This is a genomic window from Paraburkholderia sp. JHI869 (assembly GCF_038900775.1).
Lineage (GTDB): Bacteria > Pseudomonadota > Gammaproteobacteria > Burkholderiales > Burkholderiaceae > Paraburkholderia.
This window is the reverse complement of record NZ_JAYMSC010000035.1, coordinates 39,945-56,365: the sequence shown is the minus strand read 5'-3', so window position 1 is coordinate 56,365 and position 16,421 is coordinate 39,945. Positions and strand designations below refer to the sequence as shown.

Here is a 16,421-nt window from a genome sequence, read left to right as displayed (position 1 = left end):
TTGCGTTTTGGGGTGCCGCGCTCAGGCGGTGGTCGTGCGGCCGCTTCGCTTCGTGTCGCCGCCAGGTGGCGCGAGGCGGCTTTCGTTGCCGATTCCAGGCAGATCGCCGTCCGGCACGATGCCGTCGCCATGCGCGGTATCTTCGGGGCTGCCTGCATGCTGGCGCACCGACCAGCTCACGCCCGCCACCAGCAGGACGACGGCCGCAATTTCCAGCCCGCGCGGCAGCCGGTGATCGTAGATAAAGCCGTAGAGCAGGGCGAACAGCGTTTCGAATACGATCATCTGACCCGAGAGCGTGAGCGGCAGGCGCTTGGCGGCGGCATTCCAGAGCCCGTTGCCGAGCCATGAGGCGCCGATCGCGAGCACCAGATTCAGCTGCCAGAACGTGGTCCAGCGGCCGTCGGCCACGGTTTCCTGCACCCAGTGCGACGGCACGACGAGAATGCCGAGCCAGAGCAGGCCGCCGAGCGCACCCGTTACCACGCCCCAAAGCACCGACCACTCGTTGCCGCTGAAATGCGCGTTGCGCTGGAGATAGCGGGCGTTCTCGACCGCGAACCAGGTCCAGCAAACGAGCGCGCCGACTGCACAACCAATGCCCGCAATGCGCGTGAGAACGCTCGCACCGCCTGCGTCGCCGGCAGCGGTGAACACGTCCACGTTGATGCAAACGATGCCGGCCGCAATCATTGCGAGCGGCAAGGCCAGACGTGAAAGCGGCACGGCGCCATGGTCGCGGCGGCCGAGCAGCGTGACCGTGACAGGGAGTACACCGACGATCAGCGAGGCCGGCGCGATGCCCACCAGGTGAATCGCGCTCGCGAGAAAGAGGTAATAAAGCACGTTGCCCACGAGCGCGAGCTTCACGAGCGCGACGAGATCGTCGCGCGTGATGCGCGGCCAGACACGGCGCAGCATGGGCAGGAGCGCGGCGAGCGAGACGAGCCCATACATCACGTAGCGGCCTGCGCTCAGGAGCAGTGGCGAGAACTCCGCCAATTGCCGGGGCACGACGAACACCGTTCCCCATAACGCACCGGCGAGCACGCCGTACAACACACCACGCTGCATTTGTATTGCCTCCAGAAACTTCGGGTGGCCCAATCGTGCAATCGGGCCGTTTTAACGGAATGGCCCGAAGCTTAACCGCAGGCGTGCGCGCCCGTCTTGTTCAATCCTGCACCGTGCACCCGATATTCGGGTCGGAGGCGTGGCGCGCCCGCACGCCTGCGTCAGCAGGGCCGGAGCGTGGAAATAATCCCGAAAACGGCGCTAAGCTACTGTTAGCGCTGATGATTTCCAGGGCGCTATCGCGTATAATCTGCTTTTGCGCCTATAGGATTTGCCATGCGTCTGATCCAGAAAGCACTCACGTTCGATGACGTGCTCCTCGTCCCCGCCTTCTCCGACGTTCTCCCGCGCGACACCAGCCTGAAGACCCGGCTGACCCGCAATATCTCCCTGAACATCCCGCTCGTGTCGGCCGCTATGGATACCGTCACGGAAGGCCGTCTGGCAATCGCCATGGCGCAGCAGGGCGGCGTCGGCATCATCCACAAGAACCTCACGCCGGCCGAGCAGGCGCGCGAGGTCGCGAAGGTGAAGCGTTTCGAGTCGGGCGTAGTGCGCGATCCGATCACGATTCCGCCGCAAATGAAGGTTGCCGACGTCATCGCGCTGTCGCAGCAGCATGGCATTTCGGGCTTCCCGGTCGTGGAAGGCGCCCAGCTCGTCGGTATCGTCACGAACCGCGACCTGCGTTTCGAAACGCGTCTGGACGAGCCGGTGCGCTCGATCATGACGCCGCGCGAGCGCCTCGTGACCGTCAAGGAAGGCACGCCGCTGACCGAAGCCAAGGCGCTCATGCACAGCCACCGTCTCGAGCGCGTGCTGGTCGTGAACGACTCGTTCGAGCTGCGCGGCCTCATGACGGTCAAGGACATCACCAAGCAGACCGAGCACCCGGCCGCCTGTAAGGACGAGCACGGCAAGCTGCGCGCAGGCGCGGCAGTCGGCGTCGGTCCGGACAACGAAGAGCGCGTCGAGTTGCTGGTCCAGGCCGGCGTGGACGTGATCGTGGTCGACACGGCGCACGGCCACAGCAAGGGCGTGCTCGAGCGCGTTCGCTGGGTCAAGAAGAACTTCCCGCACGTCGAAGTGATCGGTGGCAACATCGCCACGGCTGATGCCGCACGTGCGCTCGTCGAGTACGGTGCAGACGGCGTGAAGGTCGGTATCGGCCCGGGTTCGATCTGCACGACGCGTATCGTCGCAGGCGTGGGTGTGCCGCAGATCAGCGCGATTTCGAATGTCTCCGAAGCGCTCAAGGGCACGGGCGTGCCGTGCATCGCCGACGGCGGCGTGCGTTACTCGGGCGACGTCTCGAAGGCGCTGGCAGCCGGCGCGAACGCTGTGATGATGGGCAGCATGTTCGCGGGTACCGAAGAGTCGCCGGGCGACGTGTTCCTGTTCCAGGGCCGCCAGTACAAGTCGTACCGCGGCATGGGCTCGGTCGGCGCGATGAAGGACGGCGCCGCGGACCGCTATTTCCAGGACAACTCCGCGAACATCGACAAGCTCGTGCCGGAAGGCATCGAAGGCCGCGTCGCGTACAAGGGCCCGATCAACGCAATCCTGTTCCAGCTGATCGGCGGCGTGCGCGCTTCGATGGGCTACTGCGGTTGCCGCACGATCGACGAACTGCATGCGAAGGCGGAGTTCGTGCAGATCACGGGTGCCGGCCTGAACGAATCGCACGTTCACGACGTGCAGATCACGAAGGAAGCGCCCAACTATCACGTGGACTAAACCTCAATGAAGCCGCTACTGCGCGTGCTGCTGATTGTCGATGCGTTGACGTTGCTGGGGTTCGGCGTGCTGTTCGTTCTCACGCCCTGGACCCTGGTCTACAACGCGTTGCAACTGGTGCAAACGCAGCCGGCGCTCGTTGGGCAGGCGTTTGGCGTGGTGCTCTTGGGGTTCGCGTGGCTTGCGCTGCGCGCGGCCTTCCACGGGGAGATGACCGTACCGGTGGGCCGAACTGTGGGGCACGTCAACTGGATTGCCGGCGTGCTCATGCTGGTTTGGCTGATCGGGCTGCGTGCACCGCGGCTCACGGGTTTTGGTCAGTTGGTGGCCGGCGCGGTCGGCGTGTGGCTGATCGTTCTCGGACTCGGCGGCGCCCGGCTAGCGGGCGCGGTGCGCAAGCGCCAGAAGGGGCAGGCTAGCGGCAGTTCCGCGCAGCAACGGAAGGTGGCGCAGCCCGAACGTCGTGAAGAGCCGGTGTCGTACGCGAAGCCGGGCTTTTTGCGAACGATGGCGTGGGGCGGTGCGAATGAGGCGAAACGGCCTGCGGCGCCGGTCGAACCCGTAGTGGAAGTTCCGACCGTGACGCCCGCCGCAGTCCCGCCGGTTACGCCCCGTCCATCGCCGGTTACGCCGCCCGCCAGCCCGGCGCAAGCTCAAGAGGCTCGCCAGGCGGCTCGCGACGAAGCGGCCGACGCACCGAGGCCTCCGCTGCGTGGCTGAGGCCGCGCGCAAGCCCGGCCTCCGAAACACCAGACTCAATGCGTCCAAAGCAGCGCCTGAATATGCGTCCGAAGTTGCGCGCACCGCGCACCCGGAATTGCGCTACCCGGTGCCGCCGTAGCGCGGCGCTCCGGTCCTGATGAATTCACGCCGCGCGCGTTTGAACTGTCGCGCGGCTTTCTGTATCCGTTCTTTTTTAGGTCTCGTCCGCAGCCATGCACGACAAAATCCTGATCCTCGACTTCGGCTCGCAAGTCACCCAGCTCATCGCACGCCGCGTGCGCGAAGCCCACGTCTATTCGGAAATCCATCCGTACGATGTCGACGATGCCTTTGTGCGCGAATTCGCGCCGAAGGGCATCATCCTCTCGGGCGGCCCGAACTCGGTCACCGACACCGACACGCCGCGCGCGCCGCAGGCCGTGTTCGAACTGGGCGTGCCGGTGCTCGGCATTTGCTACGGCATGCAGACGATGGCTGAGCAGCTCGGCGGCAAGGTCGACGGCGGCCATCTGCGCGAATTCGGCTACGCCGAAGTGCGCGCGCGCAACCACACGAGCTTCCTCGAAGGCATCGAAGACTTCCGCACGAGCGAAGGCCACGGCATGCTCAAGGTGTGGATGAGCCACGGCGACAAGGTCACGGAAATGCCGGCCGGCTTCCAGCTGATGGCATCGACGGAATCGTGCCCGATCGCGGCAATGGCCGACGAAGCGCGCCACTTCTACGGCCTGCAATGGCACCCGGAAGTCACGCATACGGTCCAGGGCCGCGCGATGCTCGAGCGTTTCGTGCTCGGCATCTGCGGCGCCAAGGCCGACTGGGAGATGGGCCACTACATCGACGAAGCGGTCGAGACGATCCGCAAGCAGGTGGGCAGCGAGCACGTCATTCTCGGCCTCTCCGGCGGCGTGGATTCGTCAGTCGCGGCGGCGCTGCTGCATCGCGCGATTGGCGACCAGCTGACCTGTGTGTTCGTCGATCACGGCCTGCTGCGCCTGAACGAGGCCGAGCAGGTGATGTCGATGTTCGCGGACAACCTTGGCGTGAAGGTGATTCACGTCGATGCGAGCGAAGCGTTCATGTCGAAGCTCGCGGGCGTCACCGACCCGGAAGCGAAGCGCAAGATCATCGGCGCGGAGTTCGTCGAGGTGTTCCAGACGGAAGCGGGCAAGCTCACCGACGCCAAGTGGCTTGCTCAAGGCACCATCTACCCGGATGTGATCGAGTCGGCTGGCAAGGGCAAGAAGGCCGCGCATACGATCAAGAGCCACCACAACGTGGGCGGCCTGCCGGAAACGCTGAACCTCAAGCTGCTCGAACCGCTGCGCGAGCTCTTCAAGGACGAAGTGCGCGAGCTGGGCGTGAAGCTCGGTCTGCCGCACGAAATGGTGTATCGCCATCCGTTCCCGGGCCCCGGCCTCGGCGTGCGCATTCTCGGCGAAGTGAAGCGCGATTTTGCGGACCTGCTGCGCCGCGCGGACGCGATCTTCATCGAGACGCTGCGTAACACGATCGACAAGGAAACCGGCAAGTCGTGGTACGAGCTCACGAGCCAGGCGTTCGCCGTGTTCCTGCCCGTGAAGAGCGTGGGCGTGATGGGCGATGGCCGCACCTATGAGTACGTCGTCGCGCTGCGCGCGGTGCAGACGCTCGACTTCATGACGGCGCACTGGGCGCATCTGCCGCACGAGCTGCTGGGCCACGTGTCGAACCGCATCATCAATGAAGTGCGCGGCATCAATCGTGTCGTGTACGACATCTCGGGCAAGCCGCCGGCGACGATCGAGTGGGAGTGACGTCTTCCCGCTAGGCTGCTGGCCATCTAAAAACCCGCGTTCGGCACTTTGAGCCGACGCGGGTTTTTTCTTTTGTGGAGTACCTGTCGCCGCGTTTTGATATACGATATGTATATCGTGTATGGAGGATGGAATGAGCCGGATTTTGATTGACCTGACCGATGCGCAAGTCGAAGAGCTGGCGGCGCTCGTGCAGACCGAACATCGCTCGCGCGCGGCGATCATTCGCGAGGCGATCGAGTCCTATATTGCGCAGCGCAAGCGCTCGGCGGCCGGGGAGGACGTCTTCGGGGCGTGGAAGGACAGGCAGCTCGACGGTGTCGACTATCAGCGGGAGTTGCGTTCGGAATGGTAAGGGCGCTCTTCGACACCAACATCCTGATCGACTACCTCAGCGGCATCCTTCAGGCGAAAAAAGAACTGGCGCGCTACGAATATCGCGCGATCAGCACGATCACGTGGATGGAAGTGATGGTCGGCGCGCAGCCCGACAACGAGGCGGCGATTCGCGGCTGGCTGGCGTCGTTCGACGTGCTTGAACTCGACCACCGCATAGCGGATCGCGCCGTTACGATCCGCAGGACGAAGAAGGTGCGCCTGCCCGATGCAATCGTATGGGCAACCGCGCAAGTTCACTCGCTGCTGCTGGTCTCGCGCAACACGAAGGACTTCCCCGCCGACGAGCCGGGCATTCGCGTGCCGTACAAGGTCTAGCCTGGCGGTTGCGTAAGGCCAGGCGAATCCGCGCAACGCAAGCCGGGCTATCCGCGCCTCGGCTTGCGCACCATTACGGTCTCAGTGCTTGAGGCACGTATCCGCGTTCTTCCAGGTGCAAACGTCGAGACCCGTGTGAACGATCGGCTTCACCGTCTTTCCTTCGGCTAGGTCGCGCATCACCATCGCCGCCTGATAGCCCATTTCCTCAGGCCGCTGCCCGACCAGCGCATTGACCTTGTGATCCTTGAGGGCCTGCAGTTCCGGCCCGAGCGTATCGGCTGAAACGATCACGAACTGGCCGCTGTTGATCTTGTCCATGATCGGCGCGACCACCTGCGAATACGCTTCGGGTGCGAAGAGCGGCCAGCCGCCCTCGAACACGAACGCCTGAAGCGTGCTGGCGTTGGCGGTGAGGGTGTCCTGCATCATCTGGTTCGCTTTCGCGGCGTCGTCGTTCACGTAGAGCGGGCAGGCGCTGATCTCATGCCAGTTGTTTTCGCCCGCGAGCTTCTTGATGCCTTTCTTGCCCGAGAGCACGTCGCGCGTGCCCTGGGCGCGCTGGTTGATGTTCTCGGCGGCGGGGTTGCCCATCACGAGGCAGATGTTGCCGCCCTTTGGCATGAGCGTCTTCAACTGTTCGCCGAGCTTCACGCCCAGCTCGTAGTTGTCGGTGCCGACATACGCCTTGCGCAGCGACTGGTCCTTCGGCAGCAGATCGGCGTCCGCGGTAATGATCGGGATCTTCGCGTTGCGACGTCGGATCACCTCGGCGATGGCCGGTGCGTTCGACGGTGAAATCGCGATCGCCGCGACGCCCTTGGTGAGCAGGTCGTCGACGATCTGCACTTCCGCGCTTTCGTCTGCGGCTGTCGCGGGCCCGGTGTAGTAGCAGTTGTAGCCCTGTTTGCTGAGCTCCTTGTTGGCCCGGTCGCAGCCTTGGTGCATGAGGTCGAAGTACGGATTGTCGAGGCCCTTCACGACCAGCGCGAGGGTCTTGTCGGCTGCATAGGCGGAAGAGGCCAGCATGGCGAGCCCTCCGATCGCAGCGAGATACTTCCACGCCTTCTTCATGGTTTCCTCCTGTTCGGCGCCGGTTGTACGGCGCACGTGTCTCGTACAGTCTTCGTCATCGGAAGGAAAGCCCGCGCCCGTGCCTTGGGCTTCCTGCGGAACCTCGCGTTACTTGTCGCGTTTCTTGTGATGGCTGGCGGCCGGTGGTTCCGCGTACAGTCCGGCCGCGCCTCCCTGAATTCGGATCAGTCTCCTTGCCGTTCGCCGCCGAGCCGGTTGAACAGCACGGCGATGATGATGAAGCCTCCCACGACCGTTCCCTGCCAGAACGAGTCGACGCCGAGCAGGATCAGGCTGTTGCGGATTACTTCAATGAGCGCCGCGCCCACGATGGTGCCGAAAGCGCTGCCCACGCCGCCCGCGAGGTTGGTGCCGCCGATCACCGTGGCGGCGATCACGCGTAGTTCGTCGCCGGTGCCAAGGCCTGTGGTCACCGCGCCGAGCCAGCCCACTTCGAGAATGGCCGCGACGCCCGCCATCAGTCCGCCCAGCACATAGACCGAGCAGATCACGCGCCGCACGGGCACGCCCGTGAGATTCGCCGCGTGACGATTGCCGCCGACCGCGAACACATAGCGGCCCCATCGCGTGAACGCGAACGCAAACCAGAACAGCACGCCGAGGACGATCAGGAACCACACGGGGTTGGCGACGCCGAGCGTCTTGCCGCCACCGAGCACGAGGAGCTTGTGCCCGTCGGGGCCGAATTCGAAGATGGTCCGGCTACCGGAGATCACGAGCGCGAGGCTGCGGCCTACGCTCAGCATGCCGAGCGTCACGACGAACGGCTGCATGTTGAGATACGCGATGAGCAGGCCGTTCACGAGCCCGACGACCCCCGCGGTGAGCAGGCCAAGGCCGATGCCGGCCCAGATCGGGTAGCCCGCGTTCATGGTGACGGAGAGCACGATGCCGCTCAGGCCAATCGTCGAGCCAACTGAAATGTCGATGCCGCCCGTGACGATGATGGCCATCATGCCCAGCGCCACGATGGCGACGAAGGCGAAGTTGCGCGTGACGTTGAAGAGGTTCTGCTGCGTGGCGAATGTCGAGGTGACGAAGGAAAGCAGGACGCAGGCAACGAGCGTCGCAAGCACCACCCAGAAGACCTGGCTCGCGAGCAGTCCGCTCCAGCGTGTGTGGGTCTTCGCGGATTGGGGATCGTCAAGCAATGTCGGCATCGGGTTTGGCCTTTGCGGCGCATCGTTCAATTTCAGGTCTCCTCGGCGGGACAGCTTCAGGCGGCGGCGATGGCTCCGGTGATCAACCCGGTAACTTCCTCCGGCGAAGACGCAGCGGTCTGTTTGTCCGCGACCTTGCGCCCGCGCCGCATGACGACCACGCGGTGAGCGACTTCGAAAACGTCAGGCATGCGGTGACTGATGAGAATGACGGCAATGCCGTGTTCGGACAGGCGTTTGATGAGGTCGAGCACCTGCGCCACCTGGCGCACGCTGATCGCGGCGGTGGGTTCGTCCATGAGCACGAGCCGCGCATCGGACAGACGCGTGCGCGCGATCGCCACCGCCTGCCGCTGACCGCCCGACATCTGCCGGACGAGATCGCGCGGGCGCGTCTCCGACTTCAGTTCCTTGAAAAGCTCGGCGGCGCGCCGGTACATGGCCGCGTGATCGAGCACGCGAAAGGGCCATATGCCGATGCGCGGCTCGCGGCCGAGAAAGACGTTGGCCGCCGCCGTGAGGTTGTCGCAGAGCGCGAGGTCCTGATACACGACCTCGATGCCCTTCGCGCGGGCGTCCACAGGCCGGCTGAAATGAACGGGCTTGCCGTCGATGAGAACTTCGCCGTGAGAGGGCGGGAAGTTGCCGGCGATCACCTTCACCAGCGTCGATTTTCCGGCTCCGTTGTCGCCCATCAGGCCGACCACCTGGCCGGGTTCCAGGCTCAACGTCACGTCGGTCAGCGCTTGAATGGCGCCGAAGTGCCTGGAAACGCCTCGGAGCTCAAGAAGACTCATGGACTGTCGCGCTCGCGCTTGTGAAGCCGCCCGCTGCAGTGTCCAGAGCGGCCGGGAAACATGCTAACTAGCTAGCATGTTTTTTAGAGCACGATGGGGCTTTTAGCAAGACTATTTCATCGGCCGGTCCGGAAGCGCCGCCGGCGGACCGCCGATGAGATAAAATTGTGTTTTCGCCGAAAAACCCCGCCAGACGGACCTGGCGCGCACCTGGCCTCAGGCTTCCAGCGGCATCGCACTCGTCCCCTTGAGTTCATCGAGACAGACGATCGATTGCACGCTGTTCACGCCGGGCGCGCGCATCAGCGTATCGAGCAGGAACTCGGAAAGCGCCTTGAGATCGCGCGCCACCACCTTCAGCACGTAGTCGATATCGCCAGTCACGGAGTAGCACTCCTGCACCTGCGGCAACGTCGCGACGAGCTCCTTGAACTTCACGAGCTCGCGCATGTGCCCGCGTTCCATCGTCACCTGAATGAAGGCGACCACGCCGAAGCCGAGCGCCTGCGCGTCGAGGCGCGTCTCGTAGCGCCGGATCACACCGAGCTCCTCGAGCCGCCGGTGACGGCGCAGCGTCTGCGCGGGCGAGAGCTTGATCGCCGCCGCGAGTTCGAGGTTCGAGGCGCGGCCGTGCTCCTGCAGTGCGGCGAGCAGCCGCATGTCGATCGTGTCGAGCGCGAGATTTTGCATTTATCTTGCGTGAGATGGGTTTGAGGCGAGAGGGAATTGTATCAATCAGGGTTTGCCTGCGTACGAGATGAAATCATATTTTTCCGCGCCAACTATACACTGGGCGCACCCGATCGGGCTGGCGGCCAATACAGTCAAGCCTGGCAGCGCACCGGCGCAGAACGTTGCGTGCGCAATTTTATTTCGTGGAGCGGAGCCGGCGTCCTACCCGGATGCTTTGGCCCCGCGCAGATAAGTCGGAGACAGGAAGAGACATGGTTTCAAACGACACGCGTGAAAATCGCGGCCAGCTAAAACGCGGGCTCAAGAATCGCCACATCCAGCTCATCGCGCTGGGCGGGGCGATCGGCACGGGCCTGTTCCTCGGCATTGCACAGACGATTCAGACCGCCGGCCCTTCGGTGCTGCTCGGCTACGGCATTGCCGGCATCATCGCGTTCTTCATCATGCGGCAACTGGGCGAAATGGTCGTGGACGAGCCCGTTGCCGGTTCGTTCAGCCATTTCGCCGACAAGTATTTCGGCCCGTTCGCGGGCTTTCTCTCCGGCTGGAACTACTGGGTGCTCTACGTGCTCGTGAGCATGGCCGAGCTTTCGGCGGTCGGCATCTACATGCACTACTGGTGGCCGACACTGCCCACGTGGGTCTCGGCGCTCGTGTTCTTCGTCGTGATCAACGGCATCAACCTCACGAGCGTCAAGTCGTACGGCGAGCTCGAGTTCTGGTTCGCGATCATCAAGGTGCTGGCGATCGTCGGCATGATTGCCTTTGGCGGCTGGCTGCTGTTTTCGGGCTCGGCGGGTCCGGAGGCGAGCGTGTCGAACCTCTGGCGCAACGGCGGCTTCTTCCCGCACGGCGTCTCGGGGCTCGTCATGGCCATGGCGGTCGTGATGTTCTCGTTCGGCGGTCTGGAGCTTGTCGGCATCACCGCAGCCGAAGCCGACGATCCCTCGCATAGCATTCCGCGCGCGACGAATCAGGTGATCTACCGCATCCTGATCTTCTACATCGGCGCGCTCGGCGTGCTGCTTTCGCTCTACCCGTGGCAGAAGGTCGTGGCTGGCGGCAGCCCCTTCGTGCTGATCTTCCACGCGATGAACAGCGACCTCGTGGCCAACGTGCTCAATCTCGTCGTGCTGACGGCCGCGCTCTCGGTCTACAACAGCGGCGTGTACTGCAATAGCCGCATGCTCTACGGCCTTGCGCAGCAGGGCAATGCGCCTAAGGCGCTGCTCAAGGTTAGCCGGCGCGGCATTCCGCTAGCGGCGCTCGGCGTGTCGGCGTTCGTCACGGCCGCTTGCGTGATCGTCAACTACTTCATGCCGGGCAAGGCGTTCGAGTTGCTGATGGGGCTCGTCGTGTCCGCGCTCATCATCAACTGGGCGATGATCAGCCTGATTCACCTGAAGTTCCGCCGCGAGAAGGCCCGCGCCGGTCAGACGACCACGTTCCGCAGCCTCGGCTATCCGCTCACGAACTATGTGTGTCTCGCGTTCCTCGGCGGCATTCTCGTTGTAATGTATCTGATTCCGGATCTGCGGATTTCCGTGTACCTGATTCCGGTCTGGCTGGGCGTGCTTGGGCTCGCCTACCGCCTGTGGTGCCGCAAGTCGGCGCCGGCGCTGCAACGCGGCGTGCCGGCTCCGTAAGCGCTGATATTCGTCCCGAATTTCGTCCAGAGAGTTAAACAGCATGTTCGAACACATCGATGCCTACCCCGGCGACCCGATCCTCTCGCTCAACGAGAACTTCCAGAAGGACCCGCGGCAGAACAAGGTCAATCTGAGCATTGGCATCTACTTCGACGACGATGGCCGTCTGCCCGTCATGAAGGCCGTTCACAAAGCCGAGGCGGCGATTCTCGAAGAACCGGGTCCGAAGCCGTATCTGCCGATGGCGGGTTTCGCGCAGTATCGCGACGCCGTGCAGGCGCTCGTGTTCGGCGCTGACTGCCCGTCGCGCGCGGCCGGCCGCATTGCGACCGTGCAGACGCTGGGCGGCTCGGGCGCGCTCAAGGTCGGCGCCGACTTCATCAAGCGCTACTTTGCGACCAGCCAGGTGTGGGTGAGCGATCCGACGTGGGAGAACCACCGCTTTATCTTCGAGCGCGCGGGCTTCACGGTGAACACGTACCCATACTACGATGAGGTGACGGGCGGCCTGAAGTTCGAGGCGATGCTCTCGGCCATCGACGCGCTGCCGGCGAAGAGCGTGGTGCTGCTGCACGCGTGCTGCCATAACCCGACGGGCGTCGATCTGGATCGCGCGCAGTGGGAGCAAATCATCGACGTGCTGCAAAAGCGCGACCTGCTGCCGTTCGTCGATATGGCGTATCAAGGTTTCGGTGCGGGCCTCGAAGACGACGCGTTCGCGGTGCGTGAACTTTCGCGCCGCGGCGTGCCGGCGCTCGTGGCGAATTCGTTCTCGAAGAACTTCTCGCTCTACGGCGAGCGCTGCGGCGGCCTCCACGTGATCTGCGAGGACGCGGCGGCCGCCGACCGCGTGCTCGGCCAGCTCACGGGCTCGGTGCGGGCGAACTACAGCAATCCGCCGACGCATGGCGCGAAGATCGTCACGCGCGTTTTGGGCACGCCGGAACTGAAGGCGTCGTGGGAGCAGGAGCTGGCGGCGATGTGCGAGCGCATTGCGCGCATGCGCGTGGCGATTCACGATGGCCTGCGCGCGCATGCGAGCGAATCCGCGCTCGCGCGTTATGTGAAGCAACGCGGCATGTTCACGTACACGGGCTTGAGCGAGAAGCAGGTCGGGCGCCTGAAGGAGGAGTTCGGCGTGTATATCCTGCGCTCGGGCCGCATGTGTGTGGCAGGCCTGAACGAGGAGAACGTGAGCGTTGTGGTCGACGCGGTCGGCAAGGTCATGAAGGACTGAGGGAAGGGCGGGGTCGAGTGCCCCGAAATCCTTCTAGCGCCGCTGGTGTGCCGGTATGAGCCGGACGCTCCAGCGGCGTTTTTGCATCTGGCTTTCAGAACCGCATGCCGGTGCCGCATCCACCGGCTGTGCCGCCGCCGCTGCCGCCTGCTGCCCCGCAGAACACGCTGCAGCCGGAAAGGCTGGCGGCGAGCAGGAAGCAGAGGGCTGCGAGGCGAAGTCGGCGTGTAGCGGGGCGATGCGGGCAGGCGAGATGTTTCATCATGGCACGCGAAAAGGAGGGCGCCCTGAAAGAGGGCATCGGCAGGTCTAACCGACTAACCATACACGTTGGCCGTCACCACATGGCATCAGACAATTCCAGGTTTCATCGTCTACGCCTATTCGTCCCGCATCAAACCGTCGGTCTGTCAAGCTGTACGAAGTAGATGGCACACATGTCGGCCGCGCACGGTCTTCCAGGTCTTACCCTGATAGAATGCGTGAGCCGCAACGTAGTGGATTGCTGATGAAATTGCTTGATGCCCTCGTCGAACAACGGATTGCCGCCGCGGCTGCGCGCGGCGACCTCGACGACCTGCCCGGTGCCGGTGCGCCCCAGGCGCTCGACGACGACTTGCTCGTGCCCGAAGAAGTGCGCATAGCTCACCGCATCTTGAAGAATGCGGGGTTCGTGCCGCCCGCAGTCGAACAACTGCGAGCCCTGCGCGACCTCGAAGACGACCTCGCCACCGTTGGCGACAAGGCCGCGCAATGCCGTCTGCGCGCCCGTATGCTGGCGCTCGACATGGCGCTCGAATCCTTGCGCGGCGGGCCGATGGTCGTGCCGCACGAATATCGCCGCCGCATTGCAGAGCGTCTGTCCGAACGTGCTGCCGGCGAGCCCGGTCAGCCGGCGCTCGCGGCGGGGGCGGCGTGACGGGCTCTCCCGTCCAGCCACACGCCCCGGGCGGCGAACGCGAAGAGGCGCAGCCGGCTGCCAGCTTGCCTGCCGGATCGATCGCCGCCGATCCGCTGACAACGACGTCTGCCGCTCAGACGGACCTCCAACCCAATCCCGTCTCCGAACGCGATCAGCGTTTCATGCGCCTTGCGCAGGCCGCCGCCGACGAGGCGCGCGCCGCAGGCGAAGTGCCCGTGGGTGCGGTGCTCGTGCGCGGTGAGGAAGTGATCGCGTCGGGCTTCAATCACCCGATTGGCGCGCACGATCCCTCCGCGCACGCCGAAATGGCGGCCTTGCGCGCGGGCGCGCACGCGCTGGGTAACTACCGCTTGCCCGGCTGCGAACTCTATGTGACCCTTGAACCGTGCCTCATGTGCGCCGGCGCAATCATGCATGCGCGCATTGCACGCGTGGTGTTCGGCGCGCATGACCCGAAGACCGGGGCATGCGGCAGCGTGGTCGATGCCTTCGCCAACGAACAGCTGAATCATCACACGAGCGTGTCCGGAGGCGTGCTGGCGCACGAGTGCGGCGAGGCGCTGCGCGCGTTCTTCGCCGACCGGCGCCGTGCGAGCCGCGAAGCGCGCCGGGCGGCGCGGGCACAGGTCGACGAAGCGCAGCCCGGAACCGGCGTAGCCGGTCCGGACGAACCCGCGGCTTGAATCTCACGGTTGAATCGAATTCGACATGACCATTCATCGCACCTTCGAACTGATCGCACCGTCCGGTTATCCGCACGACTCGGAAGCGGTGCACCGTGCGCTTGCGCGGTTGCGGGCGCAAGGCCATCACGTCAACGGCGTGCAGGCGACCGAGCGGCGCTATCAGCGCTTTGCCGGTACAGATGGCCAGCGCGCGGCCGAACTGAACCGCCTTGCCGACCCGTCGCGCGAATTGCCGGACATCGTGCTCGCCGTGCGCGGGGGTTATGGCGCGGTGCGCATCCTGCACGGTCTCGACTACGACGGGCTGCAACGGCGCTTGCAGGACCAACCGATTGCGTTCGTGGGACATAGCGATTTCACCGCCATCCAGCTCGCGCTGCTCGCGCGCGCCGGGCTCACGACGTTCGGCGGTCCGATGCTTTGCAGCGACTTCGGTGCGGAGAGTCTCAGCAGCTTCACCATGCATCACTTCTGGGACACGCTCTCGAAGCCGAGTTACACGCTCAAGGTGAATGCGCCGCAGCCCCAATCGACGAATGTTTCAGGCACGCTCTGGGGCGGGAATCTGGCCGTGCTGACATCGTTGATCGGCACGCCTTATCTGCCGCCGGTCGAGGGCGGCATCCTGTTCGTCGAAGACGTGAACGAACAGCCGTTCCGCATCGAGCGCATGATTTATCAGTTGCACCTGACCGGCATTCTTGCTCGCCAGCAGGCACTGGTGCTGGGCGATTTTTCGGGCCACAAGCAGTTCGATTACGACAACGGCTACGACCTGCGCGAAATGATGGAGCAGGTGCGCTCCGTGGTGGGCATTCCGGTGGTGACAGGCCTGCCGTTCGGCCATATTCCGGATATGGTGACGCTGCCGATGGGCGCGCCGGCGCAACTGAGCGCCACCTCACACGGCTTCGAGCTAACCGTGAGCGGCTACCCGCATCTGAGTTGATTTCGCACCCGTACAGGAGCGCTTTCGGGCGCTTTTTTCATGGAATCTTATGCAACTAACAGCCTATTCCGCCCGATCCCGGCCCATGTTCATCCCAGCGTTATCGCTCTAAATTGTTGACAAAAAATGTGGCCGGATTGGGGCGAGGAATCACCATGCAGGTGCTGAATTCCCCGAAATAAAGCGACTTTCAGCGATGGGAGGCGCGTGCCAGCGTACACGCAGGTGGGGATCTTCCCCAGGTTCGCCCACAAAATTGTTGACAATATTTATGTCCAACCTAGGATACCCAACATAGAGACCCGAGCCATGCGAAAGACCGATATCGACGCCGAAGCAACCGGCATGAAGCCCGAGGCAATCGCCGCGCGAATCCGCGCAGCGATTCTCGAGCACCGGCTGCCGCCCGGCGCGAAGTTGACTGAAGCACAGTTGTGCGAAGTATTCGGCGTGAAGCGCGGCCCGATTCGCCAGGCGCTCGCGCTGCTCGCGAAGGACCATCTCGTGGATCTGGAGCCCAATCGTGGCGCGTTCGTCGCAAGCCCGACGCTTCAGGAAGTGCACGAGGTATTTGAAATGCGGCGGATCATCGAGTTGGCAGTGGTGGGGCGCATCTGCAGCGCGCAGCACGGCAACCGCCGGCTGAAAACGATCGGCGAAACGATCCGGCGCGAGCGCAAGGCGTTTGAAGGGCGTGACTTCCCGACGTGGATCCGGCTTTCAGGCGAGTTTCATACGTCGCTCGCCACGCTCACCGGCAACACGGTGCTGTGCGATTGCCTCAACGGGCTCGTAGCGCGCTCGACGCTCATTTCGGCGCTCTACGAATCGCCGGGACGCAGCCCGTGTTCGTTCGACGACCACGAGGCGATTCTCGCGGCGCTCGAGGCCGGAGACGAGAAAGAGGCAGTCGACCTCATGGTGCGCCATTTGCAAGGTGTCGAGCTCAGGATGCTCGATCGCCCGGCGGGCGCTTCGGTCGACCTGCAGGAAGTGTTCAGCGCCCGTGAGGCGACTTCGCTTGCACGCTGACGCGCTTGCGAGGCGGCACTGAAACGGATAGCTGTAAAGGATTGCAGTAAAGCGCGGCGGCCAACGGCGAACGGTGGCCGCCGCGGCTGAAAAGGATGGAGTGGGGCGCATGCAGCGCATGCGTGCGGCTCGAACAGGTACAGCGTTGCAGGGCGCC

16 protein-coding genes are annotated in these 16,421 nt (G+C 64.2%); 11 read left to right on the top strand and 5 right to left on the bottom strand.

Features of this window, described 5'->3' with window-relative positions:
- Positions 1 to 21: 21 nt before the first annotated feature.
- Entirely contained in the window at positions 22 to 1,074 is a 1,053-nt protein-coding gene (locus VSR72_RS36820; protein ID WP_342957143.1) for a DMT family transporter, read from the bottom strand.
- 276 nt (positions 1,075 to 1,350) lie between these two features.
- Here VSR72_RS36820 and guaB point away from each other — a divergent pair, with 276 nt between their 5' ends.
- The 5 genes from guaB (at position 1,351) to VSR72_RS36795 (ending at position 6,044) form a co-directional block, all read left to right on the top strand.
- Positions 1,351 to 2,811, top strand: a complete 1,461-nt coding sequence (gene guaB, locus VSR72_RS36815) for an IMP dehydrogenase (RefSeq protein WP_342957142.1) — start codon at positions 1,351 to 1,353, stop codon at positions 2,809 to 2,811.
- 6 nt (positions 2,812 to 2,817) lie between these two features.
- Positions 2,818 to 3,531: a hypothetical protein gene (locus VSR72_RS36810; protein WP_342957141.1), complete on the top strand. Its 714-nt coding sequence runs from the start codon at positions 2,818 to 2,820 to the stop codon at positions 3,529 to 3,531.
- Positions 3,532 to 3,746: 215 nt separating this feature from the next.
- Complete coding sequence (guaA, locus tag VSR72_RS36805; protein ID WP_342957140.1) at positions 3,747 to 5,330, top strand: glutamine-hydrolyzing GMP synthase; 1,584 nt, start codon at positions 3,747 to 3,749, stop codon at positions 5,328 to 5,330.
- Between the two features lie 133 nt (positions 5,331 to 5,463).
- Positions 5,464 to 5,685, top strand: coding sequence for a ribbon-helix-helix protein, CopG family (locus VSR72_RS36800; protein ID WP_342957139.1), 222 nt, complete (start codon positions 5,464 to 5,466; stop codon positions 5,683 to 5,685).
- On the top strand, positions 5,679 to 6,044 hold the full coding sequence (locus tag VSR72_RS36795; RefSeq protein WP_342957138.1) for a type II toxin-antitoxin system VapC family toxin: 366 nt from the start codon (positions 5,679 to 5,681) through the stop codon (positions 6,042 to 6,044). Before VSR72_RS36800 ends, VSR72_RS36795 begins: the two co-directional genes overlap by 7 nt.
- A gap of 81 nt (positions 6,045 to 6,125) precedes the next feature.
- On the opposite strand, the gene VSR72_RS36790 is transcribed toward VSR72_RS36795, so the two are convergent.
- From VSR72_RS36790 to VSR72_RS36775, 4 genes are all read right to left on the bottom strand, one after another.
- A complete protein-coding gene (locus VSR72_RS36790; protein WP_165979471.1) occupies positions 6,126 to 7,118 on the bottom strand; it encodes a sugar-binding protein in 993 nt (330 codons plus the stop codon).
- A gap of 185 nt (positions 7,119 to 7,303) precedes the next feature.
- Positions 7,304 to 8,299, bottom strand: coding sequence for an ABC transporter permease (locus VSR72_RS36785; protein WP_342957137.1), 996 nt, complete (start codon positions 8,297 to 8,299; stop codon positions 7,304 to 7,306).
- Positions 8,300 to 8,355: 56 nt separating this feature from the next.
- Positions 8,356 to 9,096, bottom strand: a complete 741-nt coding sequence (locus VSR72_RS36780; protein WP_321961588.1) for an ATP-binding cassette domain-containing protein — start codon at positions 9,094 to 9,096, stop codon at positions 8,356 to 8,358.
- A 216-nt stretch (positions 9,097 to 9,312) separates the two neighbouring features.
- The gene (locus VSR72_RS36775) at positions 9,313 to 9,786 is read right to left on the bottom strand and encodes an Lrp/AsnC family transcriptional regulator (protein WP_133186690.1); all 474 of its coding nucleotides are present in this window, start codon (positions 9,784 to 9,786) and stop codon (positions 9,313 to 9,315) included.
- A gap of 254 nt (positions 9,787 to 10,040) precedes the next feature.
- Here VSR72_RS36775 and VSR72_RS36770 point away from each other — a divergent pair, with 254 nt between their 5' ends.
- The 6 genes from VSR72_RS36770 to VSR72_RS36745 all read left to right on the top strand — a co-directional run bounded on the left by VSR72_RS36770 (position 10,041) and on the right by VSR72_RS36745 (position 16,264).
- Positions 10,041 to 11,435: an amino acid permease gene (locus tag VSR72_RS36770; protein WP_342957136.1), complete on the top strand. Its 1,395-nt coding sequence runs from the start codon at positions 10,041 to 10,043 to the stop codon at positions 11,433 to 11,435.
- Between the two features lie 43 nt (positions 11,436 to 11,478).
- Positions 11,479 to 12,675: an amino acid aminotransferase gene (locus tag VSR72_RS36765; RefSeq protein WP_342957135.1), complete on the top strand. Its 1,197-nt coding sequence runs from the start codon at positions 11,479 to 11,481 to the stop codon at positions 12,673 to 12,675.
- A 508-nt stretch (positions 12,676 to 13,183) separates the two neighbouring features.
- Positions 13,184 to 13,594 (top strand): DnaJ family domain-containing protein, encoded by a 411-nt coding sequence (locus tag VSR72_RS36760; protein ID WP_342957134.1) that lies wholly within the window; start codon positions 13,184 to 13,186, stop codon positions 13,592 to 13,594.
- A gap of 80 nt (positions 13,595 to 13,674) precedes the next feature.
- The gene (tadA, locus tag VSR72_RS36755) at positions 13,675 to 14,280 is read left to right on the top strand and encodes a tRNA adenosine(34) deaminase TadA (protein ID WP_342957170.1); all 606 of its coding nucleotides are present in this window, start codon (positions 13,675 to 13,677) and stop codon (positions 14,278 to 14,280) included.
- A 25-nt stretch (positions 14,281 to 14,305) separates the two neighbouring features.
- On the top strand, positions 14,306 to 15,232 hold the full coding sequence (gene ldcA / locus VSR72_RS36750) for a muramoyltetrapeptide carboxypeptidase (protein WP_342957133.1): 927 nt from the start codon (positions 14,306 to 14,308) through the stop codon (positions 15,230 to 15,232).
- Between the two features lie 309 nt (positions 15,233 to 15,541).
- Positions 15,542 to 16,264 (top strand): GntR family transcriptional regulator, encoded by a 723-nt coding sequence (locus VSR72_RS36745; RefSeq protein ID WP_342957132.1) that lies wholly within the window; start codon positions 15,542 to 15,544, stop codon positions 16,262 to 16,264.
- Positions 16,265 to 16,421: the final 157 nt, after the last annotated feature.

What these genes read in the sequence shown, in the direction of transcription:
- VSR72_RS36820 (WP_342957143.1), bottom strand. Translation starts at nt 1,074, where the DNA reads ATGCAGCGTGGTGTGTTGTACGGCGTGCTCGCCGGTGCGTTATGGGGA.
- guaB (WP_342957142.1), top strand. Translation starts at nt 1,351, where the DNA reads ATGCGTCTGATCCAGAAAGCACTCACGTTCGATGACGTGCTCCTCGTC.
- VSR72_RS36810 (WP_342957141.1), top strand. Translation starts at nt 2,818, where the DNA reads ATGAAGCCGCTACTGCGCGTGCTGCTGATTGTCGATGCGTTGACGTTG.
- guaA (WP_342957140.1), top strand. Translation starts at nt 3,747, where the DNA reads ATGCACGACAAAATCCTGATCCTCGACTTCGGCTCGCAAGTCACCCAG.
- VSR72_RS36800 (WP_342957139.1), top strand. Translation starts at nt 5,464, where the DNA reads ATGAGCCGGATTTTGATTGACCTGACCGATGCGCAAGTCGAAGAGCTG.
- VSR72_RS36795 (WP_342957138.1), top strand. Translation starts at nt 5,679, where the DNA reads ATGGTAAGGGCGCTCTTCGACACCAACATCCTGATCGACTACCTCAGC.
- VSR72_RS36790 (WP_165979471.1), bottom strand. Translation starts at nt 7,118, where the DNA reads ATGAAGAAGGCGTGGAAGTATCTCGCTGCGATCGGAGGGCTCGCCATG.
- VSR72_RS36785 (WP_342957137.1), bottom strand. Translation starts at nt 8,299, where the DNA reads ATGCCGACATTGCTTGACGATCCCCAATCCGCGAAGACCCACACACGC.
- VSR72_RS36780 (WP_321961588.1), bottom strand. Translation starts at nt 9,096, where the DNA reads ATGAGTCTTCTTGAGCTCCGAGGCGTTTCCAGGCACTTCGGCGCCATT.
- VSR72_RS36775 (WP_133186690.1), bottom strand. Translation starts at nt 9,786, where the DNA reads ATGCAAAATCTCGCGCTCGACACGATCGACATGCGGCTGCTCGCCGCA.
- VSR72_RS36770 (WP_342957136.1), top strand. Translation starts at nt 10,041, where the DNA reads ATGGTTTCAAACGACACGCGTGAAAATCGCGGCCAGCTAAAACGCGGG.
- VSR72_RS36765 (WP_342957135.1), top strand. Translation starts at nt 11,479, where the DNA reads ATGTTCGAACACATCGATGCCTACCCCGGCGACCCGATCCTCTCGCTC.
- VSR72_RS36760 (WP_342957134.1), top strand. Translation starts at nt 13,184, where the DNA reads ATGAAATTGCTTGATGCCCTCGTCGAACAACGGATTGCCGCCGCGGCT.
- ldcA (WP_342957133.1), top strand. Translation starts at nt 14,306, where the DNA reads ATGACCATTCATCGCACCTTCGAACTGATCGCACCGTCCGGTTATCCG.
- VSR72_RS36745 (WP_342957132.1), top strand. Translation starts at nt 15,542, where the DNA reads ATGCGAAAGACCGATATCGACGCCGAAGCAACCGGCATGAAGCCCGAG.